Annotated in this window: 14 protein-coding genes; 6 read left to right on the top strand and 8 right to left on the bottom strand. The window is 62.6% G+C overall.

Going from position 1 to position 22,306, the window contains the following annotated elements:
* Positions 1–211 precede the first annotated feature (211 nt).
* From SINAC_RS24200 to SINAC_RS24215, 4 genes are all read left to right on the top strand, one after another.
* Positions 212–1,246, top strand: coding sequence for an extracellular solute-binding protein (locus tag SINAC_RS24200; RefSeq protein ID WP_015248193.1), 1,035 nt, complete (start codon positions 212–214; stop codon positions 1,244–1,246).
* Positions 1,247–1,324: 78 nt separating this feature from the next.
* Complete coding sequence (locus SINAC_RS24205) at positions 1,325–1,939, top strand: TIGR03067 domain-containing protein (RefSeq protein WP_015248194.1); 615 nt, start codon at positions 1,325–1,327, stop codon at positions 1,937–1,939.
* Positions 1,940–2,136: 197 nt separating this feature from the next.
* A complete protein-coding gene (locus SINAC_RS24210) occupies positions 2,137–2,787 on the top strand; it encodes a family 16 glycoside hydrolase (protein ID WP_015248195.1) in 651 nt (216 codons plus the stop codon).
* 108 nt (positions 2,788–2,895) lie between these two features.
* Entirely contained in the window at positions 2,896–3,204 is a 309-nt protein-coding gene (locus SINAC_RS24215; RefSeq protein ID WP_015248196.1) for a type II secretion system protein, read from the top strand.
* A 275-nt stretch (positions 3,205–3,479) separates the two neighbouring features.
* Here SINAC_RS24215 and SINAC_RS24220 read toward each other — a convergent pair whose 3' ends face one another.
* Positions 3,480–4,868, bottom strand: a complete 1,389-nt coding sequence (locus tag SINAC_RS24220) for a hypothetical protein (RefSeq protein WP_052315646.1) — start codon at positions 4,866–4,868, stop codon at positions 3,480–3,482.
* Between SINAC_RS24220 and SINAC_RS24225 the strand changes: the two genes are divergently transcribed.
* Positions 4,867–5,238 carry a hypothetical protein gene (locus SINAC_RS24225; protein ID WP_020466712.1) on the top strand — a complete coding sequence of 124 codons (372 nt, stop codon included), beginning with the start codon at positions 4,867–4,869 and terminating at the stop codon, positions 5,236–5,238. The two genes, SINAC_RS24220 and SINAC_RS24225, sit on opposite strands and share 2 nt — an antisense overlap.
* A 321-nt stretch (positions 5,239–5,559) precedes the next feature.
* Here SINAC_RS24225 and SINAC_RS24230 read toward each other — a convergent pair whose 3' ends face one another.
* Together SINAC_RS24230 and SINAC_RS24235 are read right to left on the bottom strand one after the other, a co-directional pair.
* Complete coding sequence (locus SINAC_RS24230; protein WP_015248198.1) at positions 5,560–8,508, bottom strand: Calx-beta domain-containing protein; 2,949 nt, start codon at positions 8,506–8,508, stop codon at positions 5,560–5,562.
* 586 nt (positions 8,509–9,094) lie between these two features.
* Positions 9,095–9,556, bottom strand: a complete 462-nt coding sequence (locus SINAC_RS24235) for a PEGA domain-containing protein (protein ID WP_015248199.1) — start codon at positions 9,554–9,556, stop codon at positions 9,095–9,097.
* A 333-nt stretch (positions 9,557–9,889) separates the two neighbouring features.
* Here SINAC_RS24235 and SINAC_RS24240 point away from each other — a divergent pair, with 333 nt between their 5' ends.
* Positions 9,890–11,377: a leucyl aminopeptidase gene (locus tag SINAC_RS24240; RefSeq protein WP_015248200.1), complete on the top strand. Its 1,488-nt coding sequence runs from the start codon at positions 9,890–9,892 to the stop codon at positions 11,375–11,377.
* A 64-nt stretch (positions 11,378–11,441) separates the two neighbouring features.
* Here the strand turns inward: SINAC_RS24240 and SINAC_RS24245 are convergent, their stop codons facing one another.
* The 5 genes from SINAC_RS24245 to SINAC_RS24265 form a co-directional block, all read right to left on the bottom strand.
* Positions 11,442–11,897, bottom strand: coding sequence for a hypothetical protein (locus tag SINAC_RS24245; RefSeq protein ID WP_015248201.1), 456 nt, complete (start codon positions 11,895–11,897; stop codon positions 11,442–11,444).
* Between the two features lie 807 nt (positions 11,898–12,704).
* Positions 12,705–14,672, bottom strand: a complete 1,968-nt coding sequence (locus SINAC_RS24250; protein WP_015248203.1) for a WD40 repeat domain-containing protein — start codon at positions 14,670–14,672, stop codon at positions 12,705–12,707.
* Between the two features lie 293 nt (positions 14,673–14,965).
* Positions 14,966–16,672, bottom strand: a complete 1,707-nt coding sequence (locus SINAC_RS24255; RefSeq protein WP_015248204.1) for a S41 family peptidase — start codon at positions 16,670–16,672, stop codon at positions 14,966–14,968.
* 449 nt (positions 16,673–17,121) lie between these two features.
* On the bottom strand, positions 17,122–19,017 hold the full coding sequence (locus tag SINAC_RS24260; RefSeq protein ID WP_015248205.1) for a CRTAC1 family protein: 1,896 nt from the start codon (positions 19,015–19,017) through the stop codon (positions 17,122–17,124).
* On the bottom strand, positions 19,014–22,100 hold the full coding sequence (locus SINAC_RS24265; protein WP_015248206.1) for a tetratricopeptide repeat protein: 3,087 nt from the start codon (positions 22,098–22,100) through the stop codon (positions 19,014–19,016). The genes SINAC_RS24260 and SINAC_RS24265 overlap by 4 nt, the downstream gene beginning before the upstream one ends.
* Positions 22,101–22,306 lie beyond the last annotated feature (206 nt).

Consider the following 22,306-nt stretch of genomic DNA (forward strand, 5'->3'; position numbering starts at 1 on the left):
ATTGTTTTTACGTGTTTTGATTTATTGTTCGGCTGGTCGATCGTCGCGGCGATGGTCGTAGTCAACGGCTTGGAGGAGGTCGAATGACGATCCTCAACCGATAATGTTGGGATCGAGGAACTTCGGCTTTTAATTTTTTCGTGTAGAGACTTGCCATGGAGATGCTCTGGTCGTAGCATCGCGGACGACCTTGAATCCAGGGAGACCTTAGATGTTAAAACCATTGACGATGGGCACGGCCTTGACATTGGCACTCGCCACTTTCGTCTCCGATCGGGGGGCGGCCTCGGCGGGCGCGGCCGACCCGGTCGTCGTCTACACGGCGCTCGATCGTGAGTTTTCCGAGCCGATCCTCAACGCCTATGCGAAGCGGGCCGGTCTTCGGGTTGTGCCCAAGTTTGATGTGGAGAGTACCAAGACGGTAGGCCTGACGAACCTGATCGTCGCCGAGTCGGTGCGGACGCGGTGCGATCTGTTCTGGAACAACGAGATCCTCAATACGATCCGGCTCAAGGACAAGGGGTTGCTCGCCCCGTATCACCCCTCGCGGGCCGGCGACTTGCCGGAGACCTTCCGTGCCAAGGATGGGACCTGGTACGGTTTTGCGGCCCGTGCCCGGATCCTCCTGGTCAATACGAAGCTCGTGGCCGAAGCGGGCCGCCCGAAGGGGATCAAGGATCTGCTCGACCCGAAATGGAAGGGGAAGATCGGTATCGCCAAGCCGCTCTTCGGCACGACGGCCACGCATGCCGCCTGCCTGTTCGCGAACCTGGGAGATGAGAAGGCCAAGGCCTATTTCCGGGGCCTCAAGGCCAACGGCGTGCAGGTGCTCTCAGGAAACAAACAGGTAGCGCAGGCCGTCGGCTCGGGGCAGATCGCCTTTGGATTGACCGACACCGACGACGCAATCGGCGAGATTGAGGTGGGCAACCCCGTCGCGATTGTCTATCCCGACCGCGGCCCTGACGACCTCGGCGTGCTGTTCATCCCCAACACGCTCGCCATCTTGAAGGGGGCTCCGCACCGCAAAGAGGCGGAGGCACTCGCGGATTACCTGCTCAGCCCCGAGGTCGAGTCGGCACTGGCGACTGGCCCGAGTGCGCAAATCCCCCTCTTGAAGAGTACGAAGTCTGAGGCTCGCGTTGAGACGCCCCGGACGGTCCACGCCATGGAGGTCGATTTCGAGGCGGCGGCGAAGCTCTGGGACCGGGTTGCCGCCTTCCTCGCCGACGAGTTCGCCGGATAAACGGGACGCGGCGGCAGTGAGCCGTGAGCAGTGATCGGTGTCAAGGGCGATGCTTCTTTCCTCAGAGGGGGCACCACGATGAGTCCTCGGGCGAATCTGGCGCTGGTGATTGCACTCTGGGTCGTGCCGCTCGCAATTGGGATCGCGATCGCGTCGCGGTTCATTGCAAGGGACCCCATCGAGGACCGCCCCGCCGATCGTGAACCCGAGGAGGGCCGCATTCTCGACGAGGGCCCGCGCACCTCGAGTGACCGGGAACTGTTGCAGGGGGCTTGGGAGTGCGCCCGACTCGAGCGCAACGGGCGGGTGGTCTACCGTGGGGAACAGGCCAGGACGGCTCGCGTGACGTTCGAGTCCGAGACCGTCACCTTCGAGGACGTCGGGGCGACGCTCCAGGGGCAGTTTCGGCTCGATCCGTCCCGGAGACCAAGGACTTTTGACCTCATCATTGCCGAGGGGGATGACGTGGTCACGTACCCGGTGGGCATCTACGAACTCACGGATGACACCTTCCGGCTCTGCTTCGCCTTCCCCTCACAAGTCCGACCGACGAGTTTCGAAACCTTTCCCGGGTCCGGTCGGACTCTGTTCATCTACAGGCGCATCCCTTTCGGCGGACGTGGCGGCCGAAAGTTTGCCAGGACGAGCGTGGACCAGGGCTGCGCACTCGGCCTGAATGGCATCGGGGGTTAACGCCCCCCTTTTTTTCCTTGCCCTTGGCGGAGCGGTTCCCACGTCCCTTGCACGAATCATGTCTTACGATTGTAAGATATCTGGGCTTTCGGAAGGGGTCGTACTTCCATGGTCTGGCAGTGTCGGAGCTGGATGGAATGACGCCAGGACCGATCTTCGGGGGCGTCGGGTCTCTTGTCGCATGAGGAGGAGAGAGAATGATGAGCACAAGAAAGCACGCAGTGATTGGCCTGTCATCACGGGGCCTTTCGCTCTTAGCTGCCCTTGCGCTGATTGCGGTTCCGGTCATGGCCCGTCAGGGCGCTGAGAAGACCTGGACCTTCGAGAACGACGAGCCGGGCAAGATCGCCAAGGATTTTCAGAACGAGGTTGGCACCTGGGAGGTGGTCAAGGACGGTGGTAACGGCGTTCTCTATCAGAAGGCGAAGAACGAGAATGCCGTCTACAACGTGGCGCTGGTCAGGCCGTCGAGCTACAAAGATGTGGATCTGAGCGTGCGGCTGAAACCGGTGGCCGGCGAGCTCGACCAAGGGGGCGGCCTGGTCTGGAGGGCCAAGGATAAGGCGAGCTACTATATCTGTCGCTTCAACCCGCTGGAGGACAATTACCGGCTCTACAAGGTTGAGAAGGGGAAGCGAACGCAGTTGGCGGACGCCAAGGTCCCCGGCGACGAACAGTGGCATACCCTCCGAGCGACGATGGTGGGATCGAAGATGACCTGCTACCTCGACGGCAAGCCGCTTCTCGAAGCCGACGACTCGACCTTTACCGAGGCCGGAATGGTGGGCCTTTGGTCCAAGGCGGACGCGCAATCGTACTTCGACGATTTGACGGTACATGAGGAATGAGCCATGGTCCCGGCACATCCTTTCCCGCATTGATCTGACGGTACGTTGAGGAATGGGCCGTGGTCCCGGCTCATCCTTTTCCGGAATTTTTGCCAAGGGCTCCCCAGAATGCGAAGAATCGTCCCGGGGAGACGTGGCTTCACCCTCATTGAACTGTTGGTGGTGATTGCGATCATCGCCGTTCTGTTCTCCCTGCTTTTGCCCGCCATTCAGGCGGCACGACGCATCCAATGTGTGAACAACCTCAAGCAAATGGGGTTGGCACTCACGGACTACGAATCGAGCGCCGGGACCCTTCCCCCGGCGCAGGTCATCAGCGGGACGGGCGCTGACAGCAAGCTCTACGCCAGTGGTTTGGAGTGCTCTGGCCCGGATCCTGCCGAACATCGAACAAGGGGTGCTCTTCAACTCGGGTGACTTTTCGATCAACAGAGAGATTATGAGGATATTCTTTTTTGCGTCGCATCCAGGGGCTTGTGCCCCTGGCTATTGACGGCCGCCCCTTCGGGGCTCCCCAAATTAGAGATTATGAGGATATTCTTTTTTGCGTCACATCCAGAGGTTTGCGTCCCTGGCTATTGACGGCTGCCCCTTCGGGGTTCCCAGAAATAGACGTGATGCCCGCGACCTAAGCCCAAGTGTCAGCCGACGGTAAACCGTTGTAAGAGAGACGTTCAGGCGGTCCAGGGCTTTCACCGGCTGACGGGGGGCATCGGCCAGGGCTGGGCCATCCCGTAGCGGCCGTAGTAGAAGTTCAGGAGGGCGACCGCCTCGATGTCGAACGGTCGCGGGCCGGTGACGGGGAAGGAACAGCCGACGGTGGCGACGAGCCGCTTGTGGATGATGAAGCTAGTCCCAAACGTCAGGTCGAGCACGTCCGGGGTGCCGGCCGGGTCGTTCGGCCGAAGCGCTCCACGGTGATTCAAGGGATCGTTCAGGTGGACCTCGAACGTAGGCACCACGGCCGAGAGGAAGGCCGAAGGGTCGGCGCTCTGATAGACGAAGTAGCCGACGGCCAGGTCGTTGTACCACATCGTGACGTCGCGTGAGTCGGTCGGGACATCGATCGCCGAGAAGCCCTGGAGGTAGAAGTCACCTCGGCGGAGGATGTAGCCCAGGAACGGCTGGATCTGGGTGTTGCGGAATCCAACAGCCGTGGAGGAACCCGCAAACGACGCCGGTCCGGTCGGTGCAGTCACGGCAAGACCGCCGGAGAGTAGACTCCCCACGGCGGGGTTGTCGTACAGCAAGAACTTGGTGAAGACCGTCAGGTCGCCGACGGACGTGCTGTTATGCCGCAACGACGGGTCGGCGCTGTTGGTCCAGAGGGTATCGATCGGCAGGCGGACGCCGACCGAGGCATTCCCCCGCCAGAACGTTTTCTCAAGCCCGAGGAGTTGGCGGTATACCTGCATATCGTTGATGGGCGATCCGAGCCGGCTGTTCACATCGCCATTCATATTGTTGAAATAATTGAATGAGTAAAAGACGCGATCCTGAGGCATCGGACTCTGGTTGTCCGCGATCTTGAAACCGCGTGCCCAGGGAAGGAGAGCGGCCGACTGGGCCGTCCGCGCGAAGGGGGAGGGGGGAGTCGGCGGCTGGCCGGGAATGCCCGATCTGCGGACGGCCATTCCTGTCAGTAAGGATGCGGGAGACTGGTCGCCGATCATGACCGGGAGTGAGCTGAAGCTGTTCAAGGGCGAAGGCTCGTCCCCTGGACCCTCGACCGGCATCGGCGCGACGACGCCGTCAAAGGTCCCCCCCGCTACGGGGGGTGGCATGGCGATTGTCGGGCGCAAGGGCGTGGTGGCCAGGATTCGTGCGCTCGGTCCTTGTTCGCCCATGGGGGCGGATCCGCCATGACTCGACACGGGGACGTTGCCGGGAGGAAGCATCTGCGGGGCTGTCGCCGTTGAGGGGGGGGAAGGAGGCGAGTCCAGTCGCCCGGGCATGGTCCGAGGCGCGGGATCTTTCAGGTCGTCGGGGAGTTCGGGCAGCTTGGGTTCCTCGGTCTCTGCCAACGAGGGAATGAGGTTCCCCGAGGCCAGGCCCACCCGAGGGGAGGTCGCAGCCGGCATGGATGCCGGGCTCGCTGGGATCGCCGTTTCGGATCCGGATCCGGAGTCGAACGGGGGCGGGTTTGGGGCCGGCACGCGCTGGGGCCGCTGGCTCGGGATGGCGGGAGCAGCGCGCCCTGAGAAGATCAAGGCGTCCTCAATGCTCGGGTACTCCGACTCCATCGTAGGCGCGGCCAGTCCGGTCGTCGGGATCATTGGGATCGCCGACCTTGCCGCCGAGCCTTCGGTCGGAATCTCGGGGATCGTCGGGCTCGGAGAGTCCGGCGTCGAGAGGACCTGGGCCTGCTCGAGACTCGGATCGCGTGGTGTCGGTCCTGGGAGGGGGGTCGCACTCTTCGTCGCAGATACAGATGCGGATGTGGTTCCCTGAGTGGTTCCGGTCGGCTTGGTGGGAAGCCCTGCCGCTTTGCGGCAGTCCGGGCAATCGGGCACCGATATCCGTGTGACGGTGGGCTCCGAGGGGGGCGATGGAGCAACGGCCGTCGCTTCCGCAGGGGCATCGGCTCGGGTTGGCGTGGAGGTCAGTAGGGCCCACGTCCCCACGAGAACCAGGGAGCAGATCGGGTTCATGCCCGCTCTGCGTGGAGCCAGTGTTCCAGGATCAAATGTCGAGAGTGTCATCGTGATCCGCCACCGTCTTGTGGACCCGTGTGCCTGAAACTGTTGCGCTCGACTCCGCCGGAAGAGAGGCTCACGACGTCAGCCTCAGAATTGTCACGTAGTCGGTTCCCGCCTGTTGGCCAACGCCGACGAGGGAATGGCCGGCCAGGTCGGCGACGCCTCGGCCGGGCTGTCCACTCACACGAAATTGGACGGGGCCGCCGGATCGGAGAGGTGTGGCCAGGGTGAGGGTGACGCTCGTCGTGGAGGAGTCGTAACTCGCGGAGCGAACCGGTACGGCGATCGCGTCGGCGGCGCTGAAGTTGTTGCCTCGTCCCGGAAGTCGCAACCGATAATTGCCGATGTCTTCAGCCCGTGAACGATTGACGGGTTCGCTGAACTTCACCACCAAGGAGGTCAGTTCCGAGCCATTGACGTTCTTGGTGACCGCTGTGATCGAAGGTCCCGTTGCGTGCGCCTGAGGTCGGTCAACGCCGGTGGAGCGCGAGACGGGGATTGGCTTGGTTGCTATGTCTGCCCGAACGTTTCCCGCGACGAGATTGGCCGCGGATCCGGGGCCGCCGATCGTGTTACCCGTCGTCCCCCCCAGGAAAAGGCCGACGGTGTTGCCCAGGCGCGGAGCGCCTTGGATGTCGGTGCCAATCAGGTTTCCCTGTACGACATTGCCCGCCGCCGATCGGCCGGCGAGTTGGACGCCGACCAGGGGATTGCCCGAGATCACGTTGCGGGCGTCCTTTGACGTTCCGCCGACGATGTTGTTGCGAGCGTGGTTGAGGAAGACCCCGCCGTGAGCGTTCCCGATCGGCAGCGTTCCCGTCGCGTCGGTGCCGATCAGGTTCCCTTGCAACTGGTTTCCACTGGCTCCTTGGGAATGGAACTGGACGCCCACCCCGCCATTTCCCGAGATCAGGTTGCCCGCGTTCGCCGTGGGACCACCGATCGTGTTACCAGGCGCTCCGCTATTGAAGATGCCGTCGAACCTGTTGCCGATCGCGCGAGTCCCGGTCCGGTCGGTCCCGATCTCATTGCCCTGGATCAGGTTGCCCGTAGCTCCCGAGCCGAGGATCCGGAGACCCGTGAGCTGGTTGCCCGAAATGAGGTTCCCTTGTCCCGGCTCGACGCCGCCGATCCTGTTTTCGGGAGCGTTGTCGAGGACAATGCCGTCGAGTTGATTGCCGAGCGGATCGTCGCCATCGATGTCGGTCCCGATGTGGTTCCCTTGAACGAGGTTCTGCTTTGTCGACGTCCCCGAGAGGACGATTCCCGACCCTGAGTTGCCCGAGACGAGGTTGCCTGCGGTCGATGCTGATCCACCGATCACGTTGTTCGAAGACTGGACGATGGAGATCCCGGCGAGGCCGTTCCCCTTGGCGGACTCACCGTCGAGGCTCGTTCCGATCACGTTGCCTGCAACCCGATTCCCACCGGCCCCTTGGATCAGGATGCCCGAACCTTCGAATCCGTTGATCGCCAGCCCACGGATCGTGCTCCCACCCGCATTGAGGGTCAGGCCGTTGGCCTGACTTCCTGCGTCGATTCCCGTGAGCTCGATCAGTGGGGACTTTTGGTAGCCGTGTTGAGTTGTTCCATCAATGATCACCGGGTCGGTGATCGGGGGCAGGGCGGAGGTCAAACGGATCGATTGCGGGCCTTCTCCGGGCAACGCGAACCGGATCGTATCCAGGCCGGGGTTGGCATTGGCATCCAGAATGGCCTGGCGGAGCGACCCGGGACCATGATCGTCGGTGTTTGTGACGACCGGCGAGTCGTTGGTGATCGACCCGGCGGGTTCCGGGGCGCCGGGCGTAGGGGTGCTCGGAGTCGGCGTAGGGGTACTTGGAGTCGGCGTAGGGGTACTTGGAGTCGGCGTAGGGGTGCTTGGAGTCGGCGTAGGAGTACTTGGTGTCGGTGTAGAGGGGATTGGCGCGGTGATTGTCAGCGTGGTCTGGCGGGTGGAACCGAGCGTTCCTCCGCCGGTCGGGTTGCTCAAAACGAGGTTGACCGTTTGATCGCTGGTGCGTTTGGGGTTGGCGAGGACGGGGACGCTGATGGTCTGGCTCGTCTGACCGGCGGCGAATGTGAGGGTGCCTGAAACGGGTGTGTAGTCGGTGCCGGCGACGGCCGAGCCGCCTTGGGTGGCGTAGTTGATCCCGACTCCGCTGGCGGTACCTTCCGCGCGGGTCACTGTGATGGTCGCGGTGCCTGCCTGAGCGTCTGCGCGGTAAGCCGGGGCCTGGAACTGAACGGTTCCCGCCTTGGTGTTGTTGGTGATCGTTCCGGTCCCTCGACCGTCGCGCACGATTGCATTTTGGGGCGTCTTCAAGTCGACGAAGAAGGACTCGACCGGCTCGACGGATGTCCCGTGGTTGATGGGCACAGTGATCGTCTTGGAGGTCTCACCGGGCGCGAAGGTCAACGTTCCGCTGGTGGCTTGATAGTCGGAACCGGCCTTGGCGGTGCCGTCCACCGTGCTGTACGGAACCGAGACGATTTGATCGGGGTTCGATGGGTCGAGCGTGACCTTGAAAACGGCGTTGGTCGTTCCCGAATCGCCCTCGATCACGCTGACATCCCCGATCGAGAGCCAAGGGGTAGGGAGGATCGTGGCAATCCCCACCCGGAGGCTCGGGTTGAGCGTCTCGTTGACCGGATTCGTCAGGTTCACGGTGAACATGTCGTGAGGTTCGCGGGCCAGCCCACCGATGATCGGGACGGCGATCTCCTTGGAGGTTTCGCCGGGGGCAAAGGTCAGGGTTCCATGGACCTCCTGATAGTCTTTGCCCGCCTTAGCCGTGGCGTCCTGGGTGGCGAAATCGACCGTCGCCGACTCCTTCAGATGGGTCTGGTCGCGAGAAACGGTGAAGACCGCGTTCGCCGTCCCCGAGGCCGGCTCGATCATCGTGACGTTGTTGATGGTGACCGACAGGAGTTGACGTGACTCACACTCGTCCCAGAGCCAGGCCGATTGGCGCTGGCGGAGCGGGCGTGCACCCTGGGGGGGGAGGGATCGTTGACTCATCCACCGCCGCCACGAACTGGAAGTCATCGTTCACCTATTCGAAGGCCGCCGGACTCACCTGAGACCTGGGATTTGGTGAGAAGCACGAACGCCCGTGGCCGAGCTTGAGGCTGATCCCCAAAAAATCACCCCGCGCGGCGAGTTGAGTTAATAAAACATGCCGATAATGCCGACAATGGCAGTTCTTTCAATTCGGGGAATCGGCGCGTTCGGATCCTCGAATAAGTTGAACGCAACATTACAAAATATCGAGGATTGTAAGATTTGCATGAAACCGCGACGAGCAAAACTTCTTCGATATGGCTCAAAGGAGAATCAAGAGGAGATACCTTTTTGGGGGCAGCCTTGGAGTGGTGGCTGTTCCTTGGCTGGGGTAAAGCCTCTGGGATATGCTCCGTATGATTGCGCATTAAAGCCCCGAAGGGGCGACCGCCGGAGCTTGACGGTCGCCCCTTCGGGGCAGCAAAAATCTTCATTTGATTCGGATTCCCAGAGGCTTGCGCCTCTGGCTAAGAACGGTCATCCCTCCGGCTGCAAAATAGGGATCCCTGCCACCCCGTCGTGGGTGGGCCGAAGGTTAGCCGCTTTAGAATCCAAGATTACCAAAGAAACCGCCTTTGCGTGGCGGGGGAGGGGCCTGGGCCTGCATCCGTAGCCCCTGCCCGTTTTCGAGCAGATTGTCCACGCTCGGCTCGCTCGAGGGAACCATCTGGTACACATATTCGCGTTCGTCGCGGAAGGTGTACGGGATCAGGTTCTCGGTGAAGAATTCCGTCAGGTAGTTATCCCACCAGGGAGCCTTGATCGGTTGGATCACCGTCTGGGTCTCGTAGCCGTCAAGCATGAGGATGAACTTGCGGTCCCCGTAGTAGGTGAAGCTGCGAGAGGCCGGGGTCGCCCCGATTTCCTCGTCATTGGCGACCAGGAGCGCGCCCGGGGGATTGGTACGGACCGTGTATCGTCGCTCGACGCAGCCGCTGAGACTGGCGACGCTGGTGAGCAGCAGAACGAGGGCCAGCAAACGCCCTGGGGTGTGGAGGTCGACCATCTTTTGGCTCTCCTGTACCGGCGCGGTCAGAGTCCGAAGGAGGGCAAGCCGGTCGATAGAAATCGACCAACAAGGTCCCCGTTGGTCCTTGACCGACGCGGTTCGCCAAATCCGAGAATTCCCAGGGAGCGTGGGGGTCGAAGTGAACCGAACAACCCCACTTCATCGCGCTAGAGTTGAGTGGCGGCGGATTGTAGCGACTCGTCCTGGACCCGGCAAGGCGGCTTGGCGCGGTTCCGAGCCAGTGCGAGAATGAGGCCGCTTGGCCCGACGACGGTCCTCCTTTTTTTATCTTTGCCGACAGGCTTCCTACCCCGACGAGTTGTGACCTCCATGAACGTCCAGTCGATTAGCCGGCCCCTCAGCGCCATCGAAACCCCTTGGCTTGCGCTCGGGATCTTCGAGGACGCCACCGAACCCCCTCTCGCGGTCCGGGATCTCGCTCTGGGCGAGTTGATCGGCCGCCTCCTCGCGTCGAAGGATCTGGCCGGTGGCCTCGGTGACTTGACCCCGCTGCTCGGTCCTCATGCGCCGGCGACGGACGGCGTCCTGGTCTTCGGCCTGGGACCCCAAGCGCGGTTCGATGCCGGCGCGGCGTACGCAGCGGGCGTGGCCGTCGGCAAGCGGCTTGCCGGCAAGGCCAGGGAAGCGGTGTCGGTGGTTTTGCCCGAGTCCACAGGGCAGGCGGCCCTGATTGCGTCGGCCCTGGTCGAGGGCCTGATCGTCGGCACCCAGGGACCTGGCTTGCGAAAGTCCGAGCCGAGCCGGCACCCGTTCGGCAGCTTGCAGCTCATCTCTCCCTCGAGCGATGTGCCGGAAGCCGACCTTGCCGCTGCGGTCAAGCGCGGTGAGATCGTCGGTCAGGCGGTCAACCTGGCGCGTGAGCTGACGAATACGCCACCTTCCGAGAAGCCGCCGACCAAGCTGGCCGCTCGCGCGGCCGAGGTGGCTACGGCCGCCGGTCTCGGCGTCACGGTCTGGGACGAACCGAAGATTCGCGAGGAGCGGTTCGGCGGTCTCCTTGGCGTTGCAGCCGGTTCCGAGGAGCCCCCTGCGTTCGTCCTGCTTGACTATCGCCAGGGAGGAGATCGGCCCACCCTGGCCCTGGTCGGGAAGGGGGTCACGTTCGACTCCGGCGGTCTTTCCTTGAAGCCGAGTGCTTCGATGGAAGACATGAAGAGCGACATGACGGGCGCGGCGGTCGTGCTGGCGACGATGATCGCCGTGGCCCAGCTCAAGCTGCCCGTGAACCTCGTCGGCTCCATGATCCTGACCGAGAACATGACCGGCGGGAAGGCGATGAAGCTGGGGGACGTGCTCTCGATCCGCAACGGCAAGTCGGTCGAAGTGCTCAACACCGACGCGGAGGGAAGGCTGATTCTGGCCGACGCACTCAGCTACGCCGTGGAGCAGAAGCCCGCTCGCGTGCTCAATCTCGCCACGCTCACCGGCGCCTGTATGGTCGCCCTGGGAACCAAGATCGCCGGGCTCTTCAGCAACGACGACCCCTTTGCCCAGGAGGTACTGGAGGCAAGTCGCCTGACCGGCGAACGGGTCTGGCGGTTACCGCTCGACGACGACTTCAAGGACGCGATCAAGAGCCAGGTCGCCGACCTGAAGAATGTGGGAGGAAAGTGGGGAGGGGCGAGCACTGCGGCCAAGTTCCTCGAGCAGTTCGTCGGCCAGACCTCCTGGGTCCACCTCGATATCGCGGGGCCGAGCTGGGCCGATTCCGACTCGGCGACACGGGACGCCGGTGGAACCGGTTGCTTCGTAAGGACTCTGGTGGCGCTGGTGGAAGCGTCACTGCGCACGCAGTGATCTTTCCCTGAGGACGGCTCGATTTCGAAGTCTGTGGATCAAACAAAAGACGGAGGGTGGGGTGCTAACCGGCATGCGCGAGTCGCGAGGCCAGGAGGCATTCAATCCTCCGGCTGTTGATGTCGAGTGCTTCGAGGATCTCGAGAACTTCCTCCATGGCCAGATCGTTGTCGATCGCCCAGTTGAGGATATCGAGATTCTCTCGGCCTGATTTCAACTGATCGAGGATTTCGTCGATCAGCAACGAGTCTTGGAAGGCTCGTTGGAGAAGCCCAAAATCGTTGTGGTCGAGCTCGATCCAGAAGGTTCGCCCCTGGAGATGCTCAAGCCAACGATCGCGGAGGAAGCCGTTCCAGTGCTCGCGGACCCAGCAACGGATGGCCCACTCGCCCAGGTCTCGCCCTGCCTTTTCGCTCTCGATCCACTTGTGGCGTTGGGCTTCCACCTCGCCACAATCGTGAACGCTGAGACGAACACTGGGCCGGACGGCGTGAATGACGGACAAACCACATTGACTCATTGAGACCTCCGGATGGATCTCTTGTCCGATCGCAGATCAATGAATTTGAATCAGCACACTCGTCGGCTTTTATTCGGCCGGTCCTCGAGGAAAGAGGAAAAACAACTGACGATTCCCTCGATGGTCACCAAGTCATTTATTTATTGCTAGAAACGAACTTGTCGAAGCGTTTCCGCCTCTGTAAAGTTTCGTGATCTTATCCGAAGGGGCAGTCGCTCGCAAGACGACTCGTTCAAGTTCACCGACCGCCTCGCCGCCTTGAGCTCCAAGCTCAACTCGGTTCAGCGAGGCGACTTACACTTCAGACGAAGCTTGCCCTGCCCGATTCGGGCTCTCGTTTTCTTAATTCTACGCTTTCCAAGAAACCCTTTGAGGGCGCAAAACGAAAAGAAGTCCCCAAACTCGCACACAATTTTGGGGGCGTTGCTTCTTGCCTCGGGAGATATCGGCTGAAGGGGTAGGGGCGAGTGAGTTGCGGAGCGGCTTCTTTTCAAACCCCGTTTTACTCACGGGAGTATCGCCAGAAATCGATGTGGCGGCGGAGCCGCCGCAAACGGTTCCTTGGCGTTGGGGGCTTGGGGAACAGGTTCTTCATCATCAAGTCATCGGATCCAGGAAAGGTCGTTTTTAAAAATCGCAATTCGAGTGCCTTGAGGGCAGAATTGCGTTTGGCCATCCTGTTCATCCGGGTCTTGCGTCGAGATGCGGATACCTTGATCGGTCCCTCGCGAGGAGTTCGTCGAGAGCCGTTTTTCCCGAATCGCCACTCTGATTGCTCAGTCTGTGGATCTGCCGGCGTGAGAATCGCTAGGGTTTGGTACTCGGGAACCAGGCGAGCGAGCGGCCGATCAGGACAGCGACGCCCGTCCGACCGATGGCGACGGGGCCGAGGGGCTGATCCGCCACAGCTCGCCAGTTCACTCGACCTGAGAGGTCGGAGCAGATCAGGTGCACCCCTTGTCGGGAGACGCGCAAGGTTTGCCCTTGAGGATCGGTGCCGAAGACATCATGGGGCACGTCCGAAGCGCGACTTTGACCGCGGAGATGGCCCGCGCCGTCAAACGCAAGGGTGCGGCCGTCGGGGGCGGAGACCATGGCGATCGCGCCCAGCCGATGGAGTTGCCAACCTTCCCAGGGGACCGGCGACTCCCAGTTGATTTTTCCTGTGCGGTCATGACCGCGGAGGACCTGAGCGCGGCGGGCGAGCGTCACCCAGGCCACCTGAGAGGGGGATCCCTCGGGGGCTTCGATGAGAAAGAGGGGGTCGGCCGGGTTGCCCGGAACGCCTCCGACTGGTTCGCCGGCCGGGTCGAAAACGTCTAGGCGACCGTCGGTCGTGGTCACGGCCGTGAACCCGTCGGGGCTGATCGCGAAATCTTCCACCGAGGATGCCAGCTCGCGCTTCCAGATCCAGCGTCCGGAGAGGGTGGCGCGGCCGATCCGATCACGCTCTTGCACCACGCCCAAGCCATAGGAATCAGGGGCGATCGCCAGATGGGTGATCTCCACCATGCTGAGGTCGACGCGCTGGGCCTGACTGCGACGCGCATTATAGAGCATGACATATCGATCGGTGGCCGCAGCGATCCAACCGGGCGCGGTTCGTAAGATCCGTCCGAAGCCGAGGAGTTCGGGGGTTTGTCCCAGGTTCTCGCCTTGGGACGAGAAGATTTGGAGCCGGTTGGAGTTGGTCATGAGCCCGATCCGGGCCGGATCGTCGAGCACGGTCAGGACGGCGGACTCGGCCTGTTCGTCGGTCGAAGCGATCGGGATCGACCAGGCTGGCGTGCGCATGGGCGAGGCGCCAGGCCGAGGGGTTGCTGTCGCCGGCTCTGGAGAAGTGCGTGGCATCGTCGGTCGCGAGGAGCCGTAGAGGTCGAGCCGGACGATCTCGCCGGTGGCGTGGCCATGAATGAGGTAACGCCCCAGGGGGTCGGCCTCCAGGGCGATCACGGGGCGAGACAACATCGTCTTCCAACGCACGCCTCCTGAGGAGCTCAGGACGGCCAGTTCGCCTTCCAAGGTCGAGACCGCGATCATGCGACCCGCGAAGTCGGGGACGGCGTGCGCGGCGGTGCCTCCCAGGTGGTATGCCCCTTCGTTACCCCCGCGGAAATCGAAGCGCTGGATCCCGTAGGTGAAGCAGCTCGCCAGGATCATTCCGCCGTCGCCGGTGGTGGTCAGCCGGCCGACGTTGGACATGAGCGACTCTTCCCAGGCGACTTCGGCGGCAAGCTTCCCGGCCGAGGAGCCCGGCTCGAGCTCGATTCCCACGAGCATCCCGTAAGTCGCCGCCCCCAAGAGGAAGGGGCGGTCGGGCACGAACACGAGGTGGGCCATCGCGTGGCGGGTCTCGAGCCGGCCGGCCTGCTTGCCGTGCCGGTTGTAGAACTGGATCATGCTGAGTCGTGAGCCGACTGCGAGGTAGCGTCCGTGCGGATCGACGGCCAGGTTCGTGGCGTCGGGTGGAGCCGGGCGATCGGCGATCAGGTCGAGATCGGCCCCGAGGAACCAGAGCCGCGACCCTTCTCCGAGCAGCGCAATGAAAGCACCGTTGTCACTGATCGTACCGGCGACGACGCGATCCGGAGCGCGCGAGACGGAGCGGTGATTGCCGAGCAGGTCGAGCAAATAGAGCTGCCCTCGCTCATCCCAGGCGAGGATCGTCCCCGCCTCGCGGGCCAGGGCCATCCCTTTGAGCGGGGCTTCGGTATGGACCGTCCAGGCCGGGCTGGGGTCGATGCGAGTCTGTTGTCGACCGGTAATTTCGGGCATCGTCGGTCCCGGTGATGAACAGTTCGCTTCCCAGCTTTTGAGGGTCAGGAAGGAATTGAACGCATGGGGCCGCCCTGAGGAGGCGACCGTTCCGAGCCAGGGGCGAAGCTCCCTGGGAAAAGTTCGGGAGATCCTTGTACGTCGCAGCCCCGAGAGGGGTGACCGTGAAACCCTCGGGTTCGCACGGCCGGTTGCCCTCTGGGGCTGTGAAAGAATCGTTATTTGTTTCTGCTTGTTTCCGGGACTACCGAGCCGGCTTGCTCGGTCTCTCGTCCATCCGGACGAAAGCGGCTCTAGCGCGCGGCGTTCAAACGCCGTTTGGCCTGCTCCATGGCTTTGACAAGTGCGGTGTCGTGGAGCGGGTCGCCCGGGATCTCCTCGGCTTGCGGTGTGTCGGTCCCGGACGAAGCGACGGAGTCGGCCGCCGGCTTTGCCGTGACGTGAACCTTGATGTCGGGGTCCACACCTTGTTCGCTGTAGGCACGGTCCTTGGGCGAGTAGAACTTCGCGGTGGTAAGCTTCAGGCCGGCCGGTGCAGTCCGCAGCGCGAAGATGCTTTGCACCGAGCCCTTGCCGTAGCTCCGCTGGCCGACGATCACCGCGCGGTTGTGGTCCTTCAAGGCACCGGCGAGGATCTCGCTGGCACTGGCGCTGTCGTGATCGATCAGAACCGTCAGAGGCATGGTCCAGAGTGCCTTGGAATTGGCCTTATAGACCTGGCTCTGGCCGGGGGCGCGGCCTCTGGTCGAGACGATGACCCCTCGATCGATGAACCGTTCGGCCATCTCGACCGCCACGTTGAGGAGTCCACCGGGATTGCCGCGAAGGTCGATGACGAGCGAGCGCATTCCTTGGCGTCGGAGCGCCGCGATTGCCTTGTCGAGTTCTTCGGTGGAGTTTTTCTGGAACCCGACGAGCTGGAGGTAGCCGATCCCGCTGGCCTGGTCGACGATCTTGGCCTGTGCGACGCTCTCGACCTCGACATGGCGGCGGACGATCCGGAACGACTTGGTCGAGCCGTCGGACCGCAAGATCTGAAGGTCGATGGGGGTCCCTTCCGCCCCTTGAAGTCGCCCGGCCGCTTCGTCAAGACTGAGGCCGCGCACGGCCACTTCGCCGACGCGGGTGATCTGATCGCCCACCTTCAGCCCCGCTTCGGAGGCAGGACCTCCTCGGATTACGCCGACGAGCCGAAGTCCCTCGGTGTCGAGCTTCAACTCGATGCCCAGGCCGACGAAATTGCCGTCGATCATCGCATAGAGATCTTCGAGCTTGTCGGGGGTGAGGTAGCTGGTGTAGTCATCCAGCGAGTCGCACGCCCCGTAGGTGAACTCAAGGATCACCGCGGAAGCTCCGAGATGAAGCGCCTTGGTCGCCAGCTCGCATGCGGCGAGGACTTCGTTCTGGGCCGACCTTCGGTCCGGGGTGGAAATCCGAGCGCGGCGGGCGCGGAGTGCGTCGCGGAGCCACTTGACGCGTTCGGCGTCGGTGGTGCTGGCGTTGGTCCGGAGGAACTCGGGGTCGCGAAGGGCCACCTCGAGGTTATCGAAGCCACGGCGAACCAAGGGTTCGAACGGGACCGGATCGACGTAGTGAGTCTCAATTCGCTCGAGCAGCTCGTCGTAAAGCGCCAGCGACTTTTCCTGGGGGAGGCGAAGCAGGACGTTGCGGAAGCTCTGGTCCTGGTAACGCCGGACCAGTTTGTAGTGCGTTTCGCAGAGGCGACGGCGATGGACGAAATCAAGCCGGCTTGGCCAGGTTTCCAGCGCGTCGGTATAGGCGTGGATCGCGGCCTGCCAGTTCTTTTGACGCTCGAATTGGAGCGCATTCTGGAGAGCCGTTTCCGAAGCTTGTTGAGAAGAATCCAACGCGGATGCGTCAGTGGAAACAAGTGGCTGGGGCGACTCCAAAGGAGGGGCCGACCACGCGACCGGCGGGCTGATCCAGGCAAGGGTTGCCAGGAAGAACCAGGCCGTTCGGCATGAAACCATGGGTCGCATCGCCGACGATCCTCCGACTCGGGAGCGTGGCCGAGGGACCGTCAGGCTGGGTGGGAAGGCTCTCGAACCGATGACGAGAGGGGGCCGTGCGTTACGGCTGAAGACTCAGCCGACGCCAGGATTCGTCAGGGGGATCGATCGCTGAACCGTACCGGGGCCTCATGATCCGTCCGCGCACCGCTCCATGGTTGCCATTCGATGGGGCTGCTCAATGATTAAGCGGGCACAGCAACGGATCACCATAACGCCGAAGCGTTAGAGGCGTTCCATTCGCCGGTCCGGAAGGGGGAACGAGACTCCTGTTCGCACCCCCTCTGAAAGACGATTATATCACACACAATAACGGGACAAGGGGAAGGCGGAAAACTCCCGGTCAGGTTCGTCGTAAACTCGCGGATTTCTCCCTTTTTGGATTCCGGAAGATTCACGACCCCGGGGCTATGACACTCCTACCGGATACCCGCGTCCTCATCGACAACGTAGACACGGTCGATCATGAGGTCTGTGACTTCGGTCACTTTTCCCGACGGCCAGCGCACGGTCAGCACGTCGACATGCTCGCGTGATCCCAGCCCAAAGGTCAGCGTGCGCTCGACCGAGGAGAGGTAGCCCTTGGCCGTGAAGAGCTGCCGCCGCTGAACGAGCGAGCCGGCCTTGAGCGTGACCTCAGCGCCCAGAGCGTCGCGGTTCGACGCCTTGCCGTTCAGGGTCAGGCGGAGCCAGTGGTTCTTGGATCCGCCCTCGTTCCGAAAGAGGCGTGCCGGTCCGCCGTTGGCGGTCATCACGACGTCGAGGTCGCCATCACCGTCGATGTCGGCATAAGCGCTCCCCCGACCGACGATGGGCCGAAACAGGTCGGGGCCCGCGACGTTCTGGCCGACGTTGACGAATAAGGAGCGACCGGGCCGGCCGGTGTTCCAGAAAAGTTGGGCGGATTGGGCGTAGGTTGCGGTTGCCTGGACCTTGGCGATATCGTTCTCGAGGTGTCCGTTGGTCGAGAGCAGGTCGAGGCGGCCGTCGAGGTCGTAGTCGAAGAAGAAGAGGCCGAAGGTCAAGGGGGGCTGCGTCGGCGCTCCGAGGCCATAGAGATTGGCAAGGTCGGAAAACTGGAGACTGGCGCGTTCGTCGGTGACGTACAGCGCCGTCATCTCATTGGCGAAGTTACCGATCGCCAAACCGAGTGAGCCGTCGTTCTTGAAGTGAGCCCAGTCGATTCCCATTCCTGCACGTGCTGTGCCGTCGCGGTCGAGTGCAATCCCCGCGCTGACCCCGATCTCTTCGAATCGGCCTTTTCCCCGGTTATGGAAGAGGAAGTTGGGAACGGTGTCATTGGCGACGGCCAGGTCGACCAGGCCGTCGCCATCGACGTCGTAAGGGGCCACGCCAAGCGACTTGGCCATGGGGACCTTCAGGTCGGGCGTGCGAATCTCGATGCCCGCCTCGGAGCTGACATCGGAGAACTTGCCACCGTCATTGCGCAGCAGGATGCAACGGGCGCCGCCGAACGCGGTCGGGGGACCGTAGGCGCGGCCTTGTCCCGTGCCGGTGAGTTGAAAGTTCTGGCTACGATCGACCTCGGCCGACCAGGCAATATATCCGCAGATGAACAGGTCAAGGTCACCGTCGTTATCCATGTCAAAGAAGGCAGCGCTTGTCAGCCAATCGGCTGTTGCCTGCGTATTGGTCTCGGTCGTGACCTCCACGAACCGGCTCCCGGCCTCGTTGCGGAACAGGTGCCCGCCTCCGATGGCGGTCAGGTAGAGGTCCGGGTCGCCGTCATTGTCATAGTCGCCCACGGCCACACCCATGCCGTAGCAGCGTACGTCGAGACCGACCTGGGCGGTCACGTCGTCGAAGCGTCCTGTCCCATCGTTGCGGTAGAGGGCCTGGGTTGAACCTTTCTCCGTCGTCGGATCTGGCCAAGCGTCCGAGTTGACCAGGAACAGGTCGAGATCGCCGTCGCCGTCATAGTCGAGGAAGGCGACCCCGGAACCCATCGTTTCGGGAAGGAGCTTTTCTCCCAGGGCTCCGTTGTGGTGAACGAACCGCAAGCCGGCGGCCTCGGTGATGTCGGTGAACTTGACCTGGGGAAGGGATCGAGCCTCGACTGTCTCCGGTTTGGCGGGAGCCGTGGGCGCAGCCACGGGGCGAGGCAAAGCCTTTTGGCCGCAACCGGTGAGGCTGGCCGAAATCGAGAGAATCAGGACAAGGACGGGTCGCGATCCGCAGCCTGAATCGACGGATCTTTCCCGAAAGGGGGGCACGGTCCACCAAGGAGACTGTCCTTGACGGCGGACGGAGGCGCGTGATTGGGCCGCGCCTACCGTCTGAGAAAGTCGACTCATGGCTGGGCCTTTATGGGGCTGGCCGACAGTTTATCGTCGGCATTGACGCGGGGAGCTTCGACGCGGTGGAGCGAGTGGATTACGATTGACTGCGCGTTCTGGTCGGCGGCCGGATCATTGCGCCGCGCAATCGCGACGGCCAGGCCTTCGGCCGTTTCGTCGGGTTTAAAGAATTGGTGCAACGTCTTGTGGGCCCCCTTGAGCGCATGCGAGAGGGTGAACCGGGCGATCGGATCGGTTTCATTTTCCCAGACCGGTCCAAGTTGTTGGATCACCTCGAACAGAGGGTCCAGTCGCGAGCCGAATTCGGGCCGGGGCAGCTCCACGAGCCGCGCGATCGATTCGGCCAGTCCGAGTGCGCGGGCGGCCCGCAACGGGGCGGAGATCGCAGCCTGGGCGGTTCGTTCCGTTCGCGTGAGGATCTCCTCGGTGATTCCGTTCACCTTTTTATCGAGAACGAGGTCTGGCTTGGGTAGGTCGGCCGGATCGGTGTTCCAGGACGGATCGGCATAGGCCAGGCCGAGGCCGTAGTGGGCCGCGACGTTCTCGCTGTCGATGGCGAGCGTGCGTCTGTAGGCGGCGATCGACTTGCGGAGGAAAGCCAGACGCTCAGCGCTGGCCACGGGCTCGAGACGAGATCGAGCGTAGGCGGCTCCCCCCAGGGCATTGACCACTTCATAGTCCTGGCTGAAGTCGAATCCACGGTCGGGGACGGTGGTTCCCAGGATCGCTTCGTAGCTGGCGATCGCCTCATCGAGCCGCCCGTTCCGCTCGTTGATCTGGCCCGTGAGCCAGTGGATCACCCAGGGGGCCGGCGGTTGCGGTTGGGCGGCCGCCTGCTCGATCGCGTTGCGGGCCTCTTCAATCCGGCCTTCCTTGAGGTAAAGACGTGCCAGGTTGATCCATCCATCGATCCGGCCAAGCTCGGCCACTTTGCGGAAGATCGGTTCCGCCTGCTTGAGCTCGCCCTTCTGGCCCCCCTTGTCCCCCCCCTCGAGGAGGAGGCCGATGCCGTAGTCGTTCCAGCGCTGCCAGACCTCTTTGATGGGGGAAGGCTTGACGGTCACCGGAGCCTTCCCTTCGAGGGGAAGCTGGACCGTGTCGGCCGCCATCACGACGATGGGTAGGTCTGGCCCTTTGCCCTTGCCGTAGATGAAGTCCATGTAAGTGCGGTCGAACTTGCGATAGTTCACCTTGGCTTCGAGGGTGATGGGACCATCGATCTGCTCGGGCACCTCGAGCCCGAAATGGACCACCTGCCCGGCACCCGGGGGCACCTGCTTGTTGTAAAGAGGAACGAATATGTCTTGCGGGTTGCGGCGATCGATCCGCTTGCCGTGGCGATCGAGCATGAAGACGTTGATGAAGTGGGCGTAGGGGTCGACCTTGCCGTTCTCGTCCAGCGCTCCTGATCGGCCGATCACCCGGTCGCCGGCCTTCGCGATGAGCTCGACCCAGATCTCATTCGAGTCGACGGTGCCCTGGCTCAACGGGTGGCCCAGGCCGAGTGTGCGCACGACCACTTCCACGAGATAGGGCTGGCCGAGCTTGAGCGTCGGCACCTCGGGGCGGAGCGGTCCGAGGAAGCGTCCGTCGATCCCGCCTCCTTCCCGAAGCGCGAAGAGGTCGACCCGGACCTTCTGATCCTGGAGAAACTTCGTTTGGGCCGCGATTGTCTCCGAATGACCGCGCAGGGCTGCCAGTCCGGTGTTGGCGCCGAGGAAGAGGTGGTTATGGATCTCACGTCCCGGTTTGCCGTCGAAGTCGCGCGCTCCGAAGTCGCCTGAAGGCTGCAAGTTCATGTGGCAGTCGACGCAGCGGCTCTTTGCCACCGGAGGGTAATAGAAGCTGCGGGCTCCATGTCCCGAAACGCCCGAGAGCAGGAAGGTGTCGTAGTGATTCTGGCCGCGAAGGAAATCTTTGTAGTGATTCAGGGCGTACGGGAGGCTGACCTTATGGCAGGTTGAGCAGAACTGCGAATCCTTGATGACCGGCTTCAGGAACGTTTTCTTGTGCATCTCGGGCTTGGCTTTGATCAGGGTCGCGTTGACCCACTGGAGGATCTCGTTTTCGCTGCTGGCAAATGGATAGTGCTGAGGGGCCTCGATGGTGTAGTCGGCGTTGCCCCGGGTGCTGTTGACGTTGGTGATCGAGTGGCAGACGACACAGGTGATCCCGGCCTGGCTCGAGGGGGTATTCACGTCGTCATAATGCGGGTTATCGAACTCTCCGGAAAAGAACGGGACCGGGTCGTGGCAGCCGGCGCACCAGCGCGCGGCCTGCGTGTTGCCGTCTCGCTTGAGCGCGACTTCCCGGGTCTCGCGCACGCTGGCCAAATAGGCCTTGTTGTTGAACGAGCTGAAGTGGTGCGCGGAGTGGAACCAACCCTTGTATGCATCCTCGTGGCACTTGAGACAGTAACTGTCCATCATGAGCGTCTCGGCCGGGATGAACCGACCATCGGCGGTGACCGCTTCGGAAGGGAAAAAGTAGCGTTTCCCTTGCCGAGGCCCCTTGATCCCATAGGAGCTTGGGTCGTGGGAGTGGAGCAAGCTCATGGCCACGATGAAGCCAGCCACGACCACCCCCCCTCGCCGCGCCCACTCCCAGCGAATTCGCGGCCCGGCCAAGCGGTGCTTGACGTAGAGGCCGATCGCCGCCAGCGGCGCGAACACATGGAGCCAGTAGGCGACCGATCGGCTCGCCGGGTCGCGAATTGCGATGGCGTCGAACCGGAGCAGGACCAGTCCCGAGACCAAGATCACGATGGCCGTGGCGAACAGCCAGAGCCCATACCGCACGGCCTGGACGTTCGGCCGGTTCCACGAGGTCACCAGATGGACCAGCCCAAATCCCAGGAAGGGCGCGATGATCAGGAAGCCGAGAAGCAGGTGGAGGAATACCATCAGCATATAGAATGGCGTTTGCTGGGTCGTTCCCCTCCACCAGGTCATGGCCGACACGGAAGCAAGATAGACTCCATTGGCGGCGAGGGCCGCGAATCCGGCCTGGACGACCCAAAGCCAGGGTTGGAGCCTCGGACCGACGGCCGGTCTGTAGACCGATTTCAGTCGCACATTCATGTGTGAACCAGGCTGGAAAGATTGTGATCGCCGTGGAATGGTTTGAGGGCGATATTGTACCCCCTTTTTCGTGCCAAAGGGACAGCCGTCTCAAGCATAAAGTCCGTAAATCACACCATGCTCACCGAGAGCATTCAGGGGAACCCGCAGGTTCTTGCTCGAATCACTTTGAAAAGAACAAAAGGGGCGGGCGAAGCGCTGGAGAG

Origin of the sequence: Singulisphaera acidiphila DSM 18658 (assembly GCF_000242455.2) — a bacterium.
GTDB lineage: Bacteria > Planctomycetota > Planctomycetia > Isosphaerales > Isosphaeraceae > Singulisphaera > Singulisphaera acidiphila.